The following is a 15,291-nucleotide window of genomic DNA, read 5'->3' on the forward strand; positions in this document are numbered from 1 at the left end:
GCAGCGGCATCCTCTTTATCGTGCTTTTCAAAACGATGAAGAGATATAGCGAATAGCCCGATCTCTATTTTTTCAATAGAGAGGTGCCATAAGCAATAGTATGAAAGTTGAAATGCTTAGTCGTTGAAAATGGACCGCATGATGGTTTGAATGCCTTTAAAACATAAATAAACCGCAAGAATCCCTAAGATGATGCCTACAGGGAAGAAGATGTAAAAACTGATATTATCTTTGTTTAAAAACCCTAAACTCATTAGATACGGACTTAAAAAAAGTATTGGCAGTGCGAATGCCATGTATTTAATCCCTCTTACTAATGTTTTGATGTTGGTGTGTCCTTTACTCATTTTTATAGGAATTAATGGCGTTACGAACGTTTTTGTGTTCTTTTAATAATTTTTCAGCTTCAGACTTCTGAATGTTTAATTCACTCATCAGCATTTTCGTGCCTCGTTCTACAAGCTTGTTGTTGCTGAGTTGCATATCGACCATTTTATTGCCTTTGATACGTCCTAATTGTATCATAGCAGTGGTAGAAATCATATTTAAAACTAGCTTTTGAGCTGTTCCTGCTTTCATGCGTGAGCTGCCCGTTACGAATTCTGGTCCTACAACGACTACAACTGGAAATGTAGCGGTAGTTGCTAATGGACTAGCTTCATTGCAGGTAATGCAACCTGTAGCGATATTGTTTTTATTGCATTTTTCTAAGGCGCTAATAACATAAGGTGTCGTTCCGGAGGCTGCAATACCAATAACCACATCTTTTTCTGAAATGTTGTGTTCTAGTAAATCTTTCCATCCTTGATTTGTCGAGTCTTCTGCAAATTCTACGGCATCTCGAATGGCTTTATCACCACCTGCAATAATCCCAATCACCATTCCGTGAGGAACTCCAAAAGTAGGAGGACATTCGCTAGCATCTACAATACCGAGTCGCCCACTTGTTCCTGCGCCAATGTAAAATAAGCGTCCGCCCTTTTTTATTCTTTCTGAAACAATATTTGTGAGTTGTTCAATTTGTGGTAATGACTTTTCAACGGCTAAGGGTACTGTTTTATCTTCAGCGTTGATATGATGAAGCAATTCTGCTACATTCATTTTTTCTAAATGATTGTATTTTGAATCAGATTCGGTGGTTTTGGTAAAGCTCATATGCAAAGTTACATACTTTTAGGTATTCTGAATTTTATTGAACGGTATATTCTAAGGTTGAAATTTCAGAAATCCTAAAATATCCTAACGGAAAATTCGCTTCGTCTGTTTCATTGATAATATTCCCTCTAACGGTTGCAGGTTGGGTTTCAAAAGGACCACCGCCACTGCCTGTTTGTTGTAAGAGAATATACATAAAGTTATAAAACTGTTGGTTAACGCCGTATAAATTAAAGGTAAGTTCATCTCCAGCAGCTAAATCTTCAGCTAGGTATAAAGCGAAAATTGAATTCCCATCAAAAAAATCGTCGTCATAAATATCTAGATCATCACCGCGCTCTGAAAATGCTTCAAAGAAATAGTAATTCCCTAATCCTTCAGGATCTGTAAAGAAAACTTTTAGTTCAACATCCTCTCCTGTAAACCCTCCGTCGTTACGTTGTTCTACATATTCTAAGGGGGTTGTTCGGTATAATTTTTCAGTAGCTGTATAGGTTTCGTTTTGATGGATAATAGTAAGTGTGTAATTTACATCATCCTGAGGGACAAATTCACTTTCATACACGCCATTTGCAGTATGTGTAAATGGAAAAATAGTTCCGTTATCACTTGTAATAGTTACCAAAGCGTCTGCTACAATTGGAATTTCTTCATCGAAAAAAGGTGCTGTAGTAGTAAGTCTAATGCTAGGGTTAGAAGTTCCATCTTGTAATATATTGATACTTGCTTCTACCACCAAACGTGGATCTGCGGTATTTAAGTCTACATCGACAACATCTTCACAAGCTGTTAAGATTCCGAAGAAAATAAAAAGGATACATAACTTTTTCATAGCTTAAAATTTAAAGTTATAAGTGATTGCGGGAATACGACCAAAAATGGAAAGTCGGGTTGCTTCATTTTGTCCATTGTCGGTATTTTCAGAAAAAGAGATAGACGCTGCGTTTTTACGTCCGTAGGCGTTGTACAAACTGAACACCCATTCACCTTGCCATCTTTTCTTGCTGTCGGGCTTTGGAGTCCAAGTCGCCGAAAGATCCATTCTGTGGAAGGCAGGAAGACGACTGCTGTTTCTGTCTTCATACACAGGAATCACTTCGTTGTTGTACACGTATTGTCCGTTAGGGTAGGTGGTTGGTCGTCCCGTTTGATATACTAGATTAGCACCAAACGACCATTTTTTTGAAAGTTCGTATTGTCCTGTGATGGATAAATCATGTGTTTTGTCCCAACCAGAACTATACCACTCCCCATTATTAATTCCGGCTTCTTCAGGAGTTCTACCAGGTGTTTTTTGTTCACTTTTAGATAAGGTGTACGCAATCCAACCTTGTAGTTTTCCTTCCGTTTTTTTGAAGAGCACTTCTAGTCCATACGATCTTGCTTCTCCGTTTAATATAATTTGTTCTACTGCATTATTTGCTATTAAGTCGGAGCCATCTACATAGTCAATTCTATTTTTCACTTCTTTGTAATAGGTTTCCACTTCGAGTGAATAGTTTTCAAATGCTTTAAAATAACCAACAGCCACTTGATCGGCAAGTTGAGGGTCGATGTACTTTCCGCTAGGCGCATAGATATCGAAAGGAGTAGGCGAGGTGGTATTTGAAATTAAATGAATGTATTGTGTCATTCTATTGTAACTCGCTTTTATAGATGACTTTTCATTTAATTGGTATGCCAATGCAAATCTTGGTTCTAAATTCGCAAAAGAACGCATGGTTTTGCTTTTGCTCATAGAAAGTGTATCTATAGGAGTTGCTTTTTCGTAGATTTTCAATTCTTGATTGTACAGAATAGGATTGTCATTTTCATAGAGGTATAATTCTTCTTGTCCTAAACGATTAAACGTAGAAACACGAAGCCCTGCTTGAACCGATAGGTTTTCTGTAATATCGATCTCAGCATCTACGTAACCTGCATTTTCAAAAGCGTATTTATCGGTTAGTTTAAAAGGATTGATTCCCGATGCTTCGCTAGTAGGCTGAACGTCTCCAGGATTGAATTTGTAATAAATACTGTTTACACCATACCGAAGTTGGATGTCGTTTGAAAGGTAATGACGTAAATCGTATTTAAAGTTGAAGTTTCGAACACCACTATCAAACTGAAAATCGACAAAATTTAATTCTAATCCGTAGTAATAATCTGAGTAGATTAGGGAAAGATTTGAAAACAGTTTTTCTGAAAATAAATGATTCCAACGTAGATTTAACGTTGAGTTTCCGAAGGTGTTTGAAAAGGAATCGCTAATATTAAAAACGTCCCTTCCAAAATATCCCGAAACAAATAAGGTGTTGTTTTCGTCTAGATTGTAACTTAATTTGGTGTTTAAATCGTAAAATAACGCTTTGCTGTCAATATCGAACAATGGCAAGAATAAATGCGCATAACTACTACGCCCTCCAATTAAAAAAGAGGCTTTGTCTTTTACGATAGGCCCTTCTAGTAATAGTCTGCTTGCGATGAGTCCGATTCCACCAGAGGCTTTAAATTGTTTTTTGTTTCCATCTTTTTGGTAAATATCCAATACAGACGAAGCCCTTCCTCCATAGCGTGCTGGAATTCCTCCTTTGTATAAGGTTAGTTCCTTGATGGCATCAGGATTGAACACTGAAAAGAATCCAAATAAATGCGAAGAGTTGTAAAGTGTTGCTTCATCTAAAAGGATTAAATTTTGATCGGCAGCACCTCCACGCACATTAAATCCACTAGCGCCTTCTCCAGCATTGGTAACACCCGGAAGCAAGGTAATTGCTTTTAAAACATCTGCTTCTCCCAGAACTACGGGAATTTTTTTAATGGTGCTCGCAGAAAGTGAATTTGCACTCATTTGCGGTTTCCGAATGTTTATTTTTTCAATATCTACTTTTAGAATCACTTCGTCTAGTTGTTCGGAGTCTTCGGAAAGGGACTGATTTATTTTTAAGTTTTCGGTTACGGTAATTGTTTCCTTTTTAGTACCGAATCCGATGCTACTAAAATAGAGCTCGTGAGTTCCGGCGGGTAAGGAGATGGAGTAGAATCCATATTCATTGGTAATGGCTCCGAGTTGTAGTTCGGGTACAATTACGTTTACACCAATTAATGTTTCGCCTGTTTCGGCTTCTAAAACTGTACCACTCACCGTGTATTTTTCTTGTGCGTAGCCTAAAAGTGTTCCGAAGAGAAAAAGAAATAGGAATTGTATTTTCACGATTTGAGGTTGTTAAATTAAAAAGCCTTCAGTGGGTCTGAAGGCTTTAAAACGTAGTACAAATTATTTTATTTCCGACAGTATCGAATTAAATGTTTTGCTCGGTCGCATTTGCTGAGATACAAGCGATTCAGTTGGCTCGTAATACCCACCAATATCTATTTTATGTCCTTGTGCAGCAAGTAACTCTTCAAGAATTGTTGCTTTGTTCTTTTCTAGTTTTTCAGCGATAGGAGCAAAACGGCTTTTTAAAGCATCATCTTTATCTTGATTTGCTAATGCTTCTGCCCAATACATTGTTAAATAGAAATGACTTCCACGATTGTCTAATTCATTTACTTTTCGAGAAGGACCTTGTTTGTTTTCAAGTAATTTTTCAGTAGCAGTATCTAACGCTTCAGAAAGAATGATTGCTTTCGGATTGTCATACTTTTCACCTAAATACTCTAAAGAAACTGCAATTGCCAAAAATTCACCTAAAGAATCCCAACGAAGGTGTCCTTCTTCTAAAAATTGTTGCACATGTTTAGGGGCCGAACCTCCAGCACCCGTTTCGAACAAACCACCACCATTCATTAAAGGAACAATAGACAACATTTTTGCGCTAGTTCCTAATTCTAGAATAGGGAAGAGGTCTGTTAAATAGTCACGAAGTACGTTTCCACTAACAGAAATAGTTTCTTTACCGTCTTTAACTCTTTCTAAAGTATATTCAGTAGCTTCTCCAGGGGCTAATATTTTTATATCTAATCCTTCAATATTATGAGTAGGAAGGTATGTTTTTACTTTTTTGATAAGTTCGGCATCGTGTGCACGATTTTCGTCTAGCCAAAATACAGCAGGACTTCCTGTTGCACGAGCTCTACTTACAGCAAGTTTTACCCAATCTTGAATAGGTAAATCTTTTGCTTGACACATTCTCCAGATATCACCTTCTTCTACAGTATGCTCCATTAAAGTAACACCGTTGTTGTCGATAACACGAACAGTACCATTGGCTGGAATTTCGAATGTTTTATCATGAGATCCGTATTCTTCAGCTTTTTGAGCCATTAACCCAACATTAGGCACAGTTCCCATTGTGGTAGGATCGAAGGCACCGTGTTTTTTGCAGAAGTTGATTGTTGCCTCGTAGATACTTGCATAACTACTATCTGGAATTACTGCTTTAGTGTCTGTACTTTTTCCATCAGGGCCCCACATTTGTCCAGAGTTACGAATCATTGCAGGCATTGAAGCATCAATAATTACATCACTAGGAACGTGAAGATTTGTAATTCCTTTATCACTATCTACCATAGCCAACGCTGGGTTGGTGTCTAGTATTTTTTGAATGTCTGCATTAATAGTGTTACGTTTGTCTTCAGGTAGTTCTTCAATTTTGGCAAGTAAGTCACCAAAACCATTATTTACATCTATACCTAATTGATCAAATTCGGTGCTGTATTTTTCGAATAAATCTTTAAAGAAAACACGAACGGCATGACCAAAAATAATAGGGTCGCTCACTTTCATCATGGTTGCTTTCATATGTAATGAAAACAACACACCTTTATCTTTAGCATCTTTTACTTGTGCTTCTAAAAAGGCAAGTAATGCTTTTTTACTTAGTATGGTAGCATCGATGATTTCGCCATCAAGAACGGCTAAATTTTCTTTTAAAACAGTTTTTGTTCCATCTGTTGCATTTAATATAATAGAAACCGTTCCTGCTTTTGCAATTGTAACCGATTTTTCATTATGCATAAAATCACCGTGATCCATTGTAGAAACGTGCGATTTAGAATCAGGACTCCAAGCCCCCATACTGTGTGGATTCTTTTTTGCGTAATTTTTTACTGCTTTAGGTGCGCGTCTATCACTATTACCTTCACGTAATACTGGATTTACAGCACTTCCTTTAATTTTATCGTAGGTAGCTTTCGCTTTCTTTTCTTCATCGGTTTCAGGCTCTTCCGGATAGTCAGGAATGGCGAAGCCTTTGGCTTGTAATTCGGCAATAGCTTCAGAAAGCTGCGGAATTGAAGCACTAATATTTGGAAGTTTTATAATGTTTGCTTCTGGTTGTTTAGCTAATTCTCCAAGTTCTGAAAGTGCGTCATTCACACGTTGGTCTTCCGAAAGGTATTCAGGAAAATTTGCAAGTATTCTTGCGGCTAATGAGATGTCTCTTGTTTCTACAGAAATATTTGATGGAGCCGTAAAAGCTTTTACTATGGGAAGTAAAGAATGAGTAGCTAATGCTGGAGCTTCATCTGTTTTAGTGTATATAATTTTGGCAGTTTTTGTCATCAAATAATAAGATTTTTTGAGCGTTAATAGGAATTGTTTTTGCTTTGATTATAGCCTGCGTAAGGTCGGAAAATGACAGCAATTATACAAGTTTAGGAAGGTAGAATACACGTAAAACACTGAAGTTTTTACATAAATTTAATATATCTGAAACGCTTGTAGATTTTCAGAAACAATAGGGGTGCGTATATAGATGTTTTGTGTCTAAAACAATAAAAGCCATATCAATGTATTGCTACCTCGATATGGCTTCTTGTGAGATAAATCGTTACCAACTAATTTTTACATTCAAGGCAAGTTTATTATACCCTTGCAGTTGTGATTTATTTCAAAAGAGAATTTTTCTTGTATTGAACTATTAACTAAAAGCCAATCTGTGTCTCAAAAAAAAACTCCCGACTTTTTTAAATCTAATACCTATTAATACTACGACTAATACATATGTCAAACAATTTAAAAAAGGATATAAAGAACGTTACTTTATGGTATCATCTTGATGGTTACATCATTTTGATAGTATAAATATAAGACAGAATTCTAAATAAATTGCAATGTATAATGCATTAGTTATTAACTGTTTATAAACCTTAGTTTTTAACAATTGTTCATAAAAAAAGCCTTCAAGAAACTTGAAGGCTTTTGTATTGTTAAGATTGAAATACTAGTATCTCTTCTCTTTAATTCTTGCTTTTTTACCAGTAAGACCTCTAAAGTAGTAAATACGTTTTCTACGTACACTTCCTTTTTTGTTGATCTCAATTTTCTGTAGTGCAGGTAAATTCACAGGGAAAATACGCTCAACACCAATAGTTCCTGACATTTTTCTAATTGTAAAAGTTTGAGTAACTCCCGTTCCTTTTACTTGAATAACAACTCCTCTAAAAAACTGAGTTCTTGTTTTTTCACCCTCGCGGATTTCGTAGTACACAGTAATTGTGTCTCCAGCTCCAAACTGAGGAAAATCTTTTGTCTCAACGAATTCGTTTTGAACAAATTTAATTAACTCTTCCATTTTTATTAAATACTAAAGTTTTTATTAAAACAACATTCACGTTTCTCGCCAGAGGTTGGATTAAGTGGGTGCAAAAATAACTAAATTATATAATGTAACAAGTCTTTCCTCGCTTTTTTATACGATATATTCCTGTTTTTAATTGTTTTGGCGTTTCCTTCTGCTCCTTTTCGAAACTCAAAGCAGCAAAGGCCACGCTTTCGGTAGTCGCTTCCCAATTTCCAATTGGGAGAGCTCCAACAATACCTCAATCGTTAACGCGGTTAAAAAGAACTAAAGTCCTATTTCTTTTCAGCTTCAATCCAGCTATTTATTTTCGCTTCTAAAACGGCAATAGGGACACATCCTGTTTCTAACACTTGGTTGTGGTATTCTCTAATATCAAACGAATCACCTAGTTCTTTTTCAGCTTTGGCACGTAACTCTTTAATCTTTAACTGTCCAATTTTATACGACAATGCTTGCCCTGGGTTTGCCATGTAGCGTTCTATTTCCGAAGTAATGCCTGCTTCACTTTCAGCTTCGTTGTCAAGTGAGTATTGAATCGCTTTTTCGCGAGTCCACCCTTTTGCGTGCATTCCAGTATCAACAACCAAACGTACCGCTCTGTGCATCTCGGCACCTAACATTCCGAAGTACTGATATGGATCGGTATACAAACCCAGTTCTTTTCCTAACGACTCGCTGTACAATGCCCAACCTTCACCGTAACCACTGTACCATAATGTTTTTCTAAACTGAGGTAATTCGGTGCTTTCTTGTGTTAACGAAATTTGATAGTGATGTCCAGGAATGGCTTCGTGTAAAAACAACGACTCGTCGCTATACACATTGTATTTTGTGGCATCTGGAATTGGCGTGTAAAAAATACCTGGACGAGTCCCATCTAGCGATCCTGGATTGTATTCGGCACTGGCAGAGTTTTCTCTAAAAGCTTCTGTTTGACGCACCTCAAATGCCGTTTTTGGTTTTTTGTCAAATAATTTTTCCAATTGTGGCTGCATGGTAGCGTAAATAGCATTAAAGTTGTCGATGATCTCTTTAGGCTCTTTGTATGGCATTAAGTCTTTGCTTGTGCGAACGTGGTTAAAAAACGCCTTTAAACTTCCTTTAAAACCTACTTGGTTTTTGATTTCTTCCATTTCCGAAGAAATTCGAGCAACTTCCGACAATCCTAACTGGTGAATCTCTTCCGCAGTCATATTGGTTGTGGTGTATAATTTTATTTGATGTTGGTAATATGCTTCTCCGTTTGGAATGGCATCAATTCCGCTAGACGCTCTTCCGGCTTCCAAGTATTCGTTTGCCATAAAGTTATGCAGACTTGTGTAGGCTGGAATGACTTTGGTCGTAATCATTTTTGAAAAATCGGAAGATATTTTCTTTTTATCCTCGGCCGAAAAATCGCTCGGTAAGTTTTTAATAGGTCCGTAAAATAGATGTTCTTTTAAGTTGGGTTGCATCATTTCTTTTAACTGCGGAATCACTTTTACAATTAATGATTTTGGAAGTACGTAGCCTTCTTTCATTCCTTGTCTCATATTTTTTTCAGCAGAAGCCAACCATTTTAAATAGCCATCTACTCTTTTCTCCCAATTGCTGTAGTCTTGTACCGTTTTAAAAGGTTGAGCACTGGCGCCACTGGCTAATTGTCCCATCATTAAATTAACAGACCACATCTGATCGATCGGGAAGTATTGAAAATTTTTAAATTCAAAAGTTTCTAGGTTGATATCACATTCCCACGCTAAAATAGCCTTGCTCATTTGTTCGCTTTCCGAAAGAGAGCTGTCATCGTAGTTTGCAAGTGCTTCTTTATAGTTTTGATAATACGCTTTCACGGTATTGATTTGCGTGCTGTCTAATGCATTTGGAAACTGATCGTTGTAACGTGTGTCTCCAGAAAAAGTAGCGCCCAACGGATTCAACTTTAAACCTTCTTCGTAATAATTGTCTAAAAGGTCATTGAACGGAATGACTTCAGCAGTCGTGCCATTTTCTTTTTTAGCTTCGTTTTTACACGCTACAAATAGCAATGTAAGGCAAATGAGCGTACTTATTTTTCGTATCATAAACATGGTTTTAAAAAATGGATTGGTTAGTCTTCTAATAAGTCTGGACGTCTGTCCTCGGTGTGCTTCAATGCTTCCTCTTCGCGCCAGGTTTCAATTTTTGCGGTGTGACCACTTAGTAGTATTTCAGGAACCTTCCATCCTTTATAGTCCGCTGGACGCGTATAGATTGGAGGTGCCAGCAATCCATCTTGAAACGAATCGGTTAATGCACTTGTTTCATTTCCTAAAACCCCAGGGATAAGTCGAATCACGGCATCACAAAGTACTGCGGCTCCGAGTTCGCCGCCACTTAGAACAAAATCGCCTATAGAAATTTCGCGGGTTATAAATTGATCGCGAACGCGTTGATCTACTCCTTTATAATGTCCACAAAGAATAATAATGTTTTCTTGTAACGATACCTGATTGGCAATCCCTTGAGTTAAGGTTTCACCGTCGGGTGTCATGTAAATAATCTCGTCGTAGTGTCTCGCTTCCTTTAGTTTCGAAATGCATTTGTCAATGGGTTCTATCATCATTACCATACCAGCACCGCCACCAAATTGGTAATCGTCAATTTGGTTGTAACTATTGGTAGAGAAGTCACGTAAATTGTGCATGTGCACTTCTACCAGCCCTTTTTCAATGGCTCTCTTTAAAATGGAAGCCTCAAACGGACTTGTAAGTAATTCGGGGAGTACTGTTATAATATCTATGCGCATTGGCTTATTGTAATTCTTTTTTTAGTTTGCAACGATCGATAGAATCTTTCGCGCGATTTAGGACGTTCTTGTCTAATGTATTCATACCGCATTTTTTATAATACGTTATTGCTTCGTCTAAATTTCCTTGTTGTTCGTACATGATAGCATATTCATTGTACATGGTTGCTAATGTAATCCCCGGAATGGTAATAGCGGTATCTAACAGTTTCTTTAAGTCGTCGAACTTTCCGAGGGTAGAAAGCAGCACGGCATAATTATAATATACTGCAGGATACAAAGGGGTTTTCTCCAAACAAAGTTTGTAAAGCGTTTCTCCTTTTTCGTATTCCTTAAATTTAACTTCGTACAAATATCCTAAGTGATTGTATGCTTTTCCGAAGTTGGAATCGATATCAATAATTTTTTCAAGGATGTTTGAAGCTACTTCGTATTTTCCATTTTTAATTTCGAGGTTTGCTTGGTTAAGCATTTCCTCTAGTTTGGTAAGGTGATCCATAACGAACGAATTTAGAGTGTAAAAATAGCGTATTTATGACAAATTACGCTTCCCAAGTGAAATGATTCACATGGGTGTCTTTTTTCCAGCCGAGACGTTGGTATAACTTCTGGGCAGGATTGTCGACATCTGTTTCGAGGGTTAAGCCTTTGCTTCCTTCAGAAATTGCAAAAAGTTTGGCGGTTTCCATAAGAGCTTCGCCAACGCCTTTTTTACGTGCTTCGGAAGCGACATAGAGATCATTTAAGATGTAAGTTCGCTGCATAGAAACGGATGAAAAGCTTGGATACAATTGTGTAAACCCCAATCCCGTTCCATCGGGCGCAATTGCCAAGAAAATCACAGAGTCTTTCTTTTGAAAACGCTCGGTTAAAAAAGTACGTGCGGCTTCAGGATTTGAAGCTTGCTTGTAAAACATGCGATAGCCATTAAATAACGGAACGAGTTGATCTAAATCTGCTTCAGTGGCTTTGTTTACTTTCATCCCTTAAAGATAGGAGTTCTAATTGATATTCAAAATGTTACATCATGAAATAGAACTATCTGTCTTTCCGAAGAAAATTAAATACTGCAATTTCCATCGATGATGTCTTGCTTCGTTGGGTTGTAGGCATTATAGGCAGCATAATAAATATTAGGCCCTGATGCATTAAATAAATTTTGAAGGGAGCAAAAATTAGTTAATTGTATATTACCAATTATATCTATTTTCCAGTTGTTTTGTAAACTGTTGAGTCCTTCTAAATTTTGTAAATTATTATTTCGGTAGATATTAATTTCATTTACATCTGTCATACTACTAAGTCCCTGAATATTATTTAAAGAATCGTTGTCGTTTATAAAAAGTCCATTTGAAAGACTGGTGATTGACTCGAGACCATTTAGGTTTTCAAGCGCGGAGTTATTGTGAATTCTAAGTGTACTGGCTATATCAAAATTTACTAAGCCTTCAATATCTGTAAGGGATGAATTATAACCTAGTTCTAAGCTATAAATTTGTGTGTTCAAATTCTGAAGACCGTTTAAGTTCTCTAATAAAGTATTGTGTGTAAAAACTAAAAAACGAATCTCTTGAGTGAAATTACTTAAATTACTGAGCCCATCGATGTTTGTTAAAGAGTTACAATATTTTACATTCAGGCTACTTCCAAGTGTAGTTAAGTTGCTCAACCAATCGAGATTGGGGATTTGAGCACAAGAAAATAGTATAATTCTATTTTCTACCGTAATGAGTTGACTTAAGCCAGAAAGATCATTTAATTGCTCATTAGTGCTTAATATTAAGTTATATACTGATATTAAATTGTTTAATCCTTCTACTTTTTCTAATGAAGAGTTAACAGTAATAACAAGTTCACCACCTACATAATCAATATTCAAGCCTAAAGTTGACACTAAACTTGGATTATTTATAATCCAAAAATTATTGTTTATCGTATTTAAGTTTTGAAGTGGAGATAAATCGAAAATATCTGTTGTTGCTGCTTGCTCTGGGTCTCCGATGGTTAATGAACCATTAACTTTTGTGTAATTATTTGCTCCAAAATCAATTACTTCTTGTTGCGACTTTAAAATTAAATCACCTTCATAGGTATTGCCTAAATCAATGAGGGTAATTGTAATAGAAGCATTTTCAGAAACAGTGCCATTTGCCACTTTTACAGTACCTGAAATTGTTGGATTGGTTTCAAATTCAAAAAGATTTGCATCGACAACCTTCAATTCTCCAGAAACTGTATCAATACTAAAAGCTCCCGCGGGTGTTTGCTCCGTAATTGAAAACGTAACTGTTCCTTGATTGGTAGATCCAGCGACGGTTCCAATTAGTTGTCCTTCGGAAGGATTTTCGTTTATGGTTACTGAAAAATTTGAAGTAGTTACCGTTATTGCTGAAGCTTCAGGAGTGTTGTCACTGTCTTTGCTACAGGAAATAACTGCAAAAAATACACATAGTAGTGAAAACTGAAGTAAAGTAGGTTTGAAAATTTTCATGTTTATTCTTCTGAAAGATTAATTAAATACTGCAATTCCCATCAATAATGTCTTGCTCGGTTGGGTTATAGGCGTTATTTACAACGGTGTAATCGCCAGAAAGTCCTCCATTCGTCAATAAATTTTGAAGCCCACATAAATCTGTTAAATTATTATTCATTTCTATAAATAGGTTATCTGTTAAAGTGCTCAGGTTGGATAAACCATCGATATTAGAAAGTGAATTATTATTAAAAATTGATAATTCTCCGTTTATTGAGCTAATACCACTAAGACCATTTATATCTGTTAAGAGATCATTTTCATCTATTTCAAATGATTCTGTGATATTGGAAATATGTAAGTCATCTAAATTTACTAAAGAATCATTGTCTGTTATTGATAAATAACTTACTGAAGTTATATTGTTAAGACCGTTTAGATTAGCTAAAACAGGATTTCCATATAGTTGCAAACTGAGTGTGAGTTCGGTAATGTTACTGAGAGCAGAAATATCTGTTAGTACATCATTTAGCATTATATTTATGGTGCCTGCTGTTTCAATATTTTCTAAACCAGTTAAAGAAGTTAATCCATCATTATCGTAAATATTCAATTGATTACCTATATGTTTTATGGAGCTCAATGGTCTTAAGTTATTAAACATAGTAGATTGATTCAAACTCCCAATAAATAAATTTCCGGTAACATGGGTATAATTATTTGCACCAAAATTATCTATATCCAGTTGTGTTTCTAATGTAATACCCCCTTCAAATATATTATCCTCATTAAAATCTTTAATTGTAATGGTTATGGAAGCGTTTTCAGAGACTGTTCCATTGGTAACGGCAACAGTTCCTGTAACCGATGTGTTTGTTTCAAAATCGAATAGTGTTGGGTCGGCAACTGTTAATTCGCCAGAAGTGCTATTAATTGCAATTGCTCCAGCGGGTGATTGTTCAGTAATAGAGAACGTTATAGACCCTTGATTTGTGTTTGCCGAAACTGTACCTAGTAATTGACCCTCTTCTGGGTTTTCTACTACTGTTGTTATAAAGTTGGAAGTGAGTACAGTGATTACGTCTCCTAGGTTTTCGTGGGTATTTTCGTCGTTTTTACTGCATGAAACAACTGTAAATGCAATGCATAATAAGGTAAACTGAAAAAAATAGTAGGATAAAAAGCTTTTCATGAACTTATAGTTTTTTTATGAGAAATATTAATTAGATGCTACAATTACCATCTATAATATCTTGTTGTGTTGGGTTGTAGGCGTTGCTATGTACAATATATTCGTTTGAAAGGCCTCCATTGACAATTAAGTTTTGAATACCACAAAGATTGGTTAAATTAATATTGTTATTTATTTGTAAGTGATATAGGAGAAAATTAAGGTTCGACAAACCATCAATATTAGTAAGCGAAGCATTATATGAAATTTCAATGTGCCCATTAATCGAACTGATACTATTAAGACTGTCTATATTTGTTAAGAGGTCATTATCGCTAATAATAACTGAATTATTAGCAGTAGAAATATGTAGGTCGTCCAAATCTGTTAAAGCACTATTTTCTGCAATACTTAGAGAGCCAACAGAGGTTATGTTGTGAAGTCCATTTAAATTAGATAGCAAAGGATTTAGCCATACGTACAAGTCGAGTCTAATTTCAGTAACATTACTCAAAGCAGAAATGTCAGCTAGCTTATCATTTTGTATAATATAAATAGTGTTAATAACAGTTTCAATGTTTTCTAATCCTGCTAAGGATGTTAACTCTATATTACGAAAAATAGTTAATCGGTTTCCTATACTTCTTATTGAGGATAGCGGTGTTATATCGTTAAATGTAGTAGCATCATCAATACTACCTATTTGTAAACTTCCTGTAATATGGGTATAATTATTAGCTCCAAAGTCATCTATTTCTTGTTGTGTTTCTAAGATTACAGTGCCTTCAAAAATTTTATCCTCATTAACATCTTCTATAGAGATTGTTATGATGGCATTTTGAGAGATAGTCCCATTGGTAACGGCTACTATTCCAGTTATGGTGGTATTTATTTCAAAGTCGAATGCAGCTGGGTCTGCAACAGTTAGTTCGCCTGAAGCGCTATTAATTGCCAGCGCTCCAGGTGATGATTCGGAGGTGATTGTATATGATAGGGTTCCCTGAGTTGTAGCTCCCGAAACAGCGCCTATAACTTGATTCTGTTCAGGATTTTCTACAATGCTGGCTACGAAATTAGAGGTGGTCAAGAGATCTGTAACTTCTGGAATTAGAGGCGTATCTTCACTGTCTTTACTACAGGAGACAACAGCAAATGTAGCACATAGTAATACAAATTGAAATAGAGGAGTAGCGTTGAATATTTTCATAGTTTTTTC

General features: G+C 36.1%; 13 protein-coding genes. All 13 read right to left on the reverse strand.

Annotated elements, in window-relative coordinates:
- Nucleotides 1-116 precede the first annotated feature (116 nt).
- Nucleotides 117-347: a DUF6095 family protein gene (locus BLQ00_RS06010; RefSeq protein WP_093141931.1), complete on the reverse strand. Its 231-nt coding sequence runs from the start codon at nucleotides 345-347 to the stop codon at nucleotides 117-119.
- A complete protein-coding gene (gene murQ, locus BLQ00_RS06015) occupies nucleotides 340-1,155 on the reverse strand; it encodes an N-acetylmuramic acid 6-phosphate etherase (protein WP_093141934.1) in 816 nt (271 codons plus the stop codon). Before murQ ends, BLQ00_RS06010 begins: the two co-directional genes overlap by 8 nt.
- Before the next feature lie 34 nt (nucleotides 1,156-1,189).
- On the reverse strand, nucleotides 1,190-1,987 hold the full coding sequence (locus BLQ00_RS06020; protein ID WP_093141936.1) for a DUF4249 domain-containing protein: 798 nt from the start codon (nucleotides 1,985-1,987) through the stop codon (nucleotides 1,190-1,192).
- Between the two features lie 3 nt (nucleotides 1,988-1,990).
- Nucleotides 1,991-4,351 (reverse strand): TonB-dependent receptor, encoded by a 2,361-nt coding sequence (locus BLQ00_RS06025; protein ID WP_093141939.1) that lies wholly within the window; start codon nucleotides 4,349-4,351, stop codon nucleotides 1,991-1,993.
- Between the two features lie 63 nt (nucleotides 4,352-4,414).
- Nucleotides 4,415-6,643 carry an NADP-dependent isocitrate dehydrogenase gene (locus BLQ00_RS06030; RefSeq protein ID WP_093141941.1) on the reverse strand — a complete coding sequence of 743 codons (2,229 nt, stop codon included), beginning with the start codon at nucleotides 6,641-6,643 and terminating at the stop codon, nucleotides 4,415-4,417.
- 661 nt (nucleotides 6,644-7,304) lie between these two features.
- On the reverse strand, nucleotides 7,305-7,655 hold the full coding sequence (gene rplS / locus BLQ00_RS06035) for a 50S ribosomal protein L19 (protein ID WP_093141944.1): 351 nt from the start codon (nucleotides 7,653-7,655) through the stop codon (nucleotides 7,305-7,307).
- 281 nt (nucleotides 7,656-7,936) lie between these two features.
- The gene (locus tag BLQ00_RS06040) at nucleotides 7,937-9,727 is read right to left on the reverse strand and encodes a DUF885 domain-containing protein (RefSeq protein WP_093141947.1); all 1,791 of its coding nucleotides are present in this window, start codon (nucleotides 9,725-9,727) and stop codon (nucleotides 7,937-7,939) included.
- A gap of 26 nt (nucleotides 9,728-9,753) precedes the next feature.
- Entirely contained in the window at nucleotides 9,754-10,431 is a 678-nt protein-coding gene (trmD, locus tag BLQ00_RS06045) for a tRNA (guanosine(37)-N1)-methyltransferase TrmD (RefSeq protein ID WP_093141949.1), read from the reverse strand.
- Between the two features lie 4 nt (nucleotides 10,432-10,435).
- Nucleotides 10,436-10,930, reverse strand: coding sequence for a tetratricopeptide repeat protein (locus BLQ00_RS06050; RefSeq protein WP_093141951.1), 495 nt, complete (start codon nucleotides 10,928-10,930; stop codon nucleotides 10,436-10,438).
- Between the two features lie 43 nt (nucleotides 10,931-10,973).
- Entirely contained in the window at nucleotides 10,974-11,414 is a 441-nt protein-coding gene (locus BLQ00_RS06055) for a GNAT family N-acetyltransferase (RefSeq protein WP_093141954.1), read from the reverse strand.
- Between the two features lie 77 nt (nucleotides 11,415-11,491).
- Nucleotides 11,492-12,922 carry a cadherin repeat domain-containing protein gene (locus BLQ00_RS06060; RefSeq protein ID WP_093141955.1) on the reverse strand — a complete coding sequence of 477 codons (1,431 nt, stop codon included), beginning with the start codon at nucleotides 12,920-12,922 and terminating at the stop codon, nucleotides 11,492-11,494.
- 22 nt (nucleotides 12,923-12,944) lie between these two features.
- Nucleotides 12,945-14,096 (reverse strand): cadherin repeat domain-containing protein, encoded by a 1,152-nt coding sequence (locus tag BLQ00_RS06065; RefSeq protein ID WP_093141958.1) that lies wholly within the window; start codon nucleotides 14,094-14,096, stop codon nucleotides 12,945-12,947.
- 31 nt (nucleotides 14,097-14,127) lie between these two features.
- Nucleotides 14,128-15,282, reverse strand: a complete 1,155-nt coding sequence (locus BLQ00_RS06070; RefSeq protein WP_093141960.1) for a cadherin repeat domain-containing protein — start codon at nucleotides 15,280-15,282, stop codon at nucleotides 14,128-14,130.
- Between the last annotated feature and the right edge of the window lie 9 nt (nucleotides 15,283-15,291).

This window comes from Ulvibacter litoralis (assembly GCF_900102055.1).
Classification (GTDB): Bacteria; Bacteroidota; Bacteroidia; order Flavobacteriales; family Flavobacteriaceae; genus Ulvibacter; species Ulvibacter litoralis.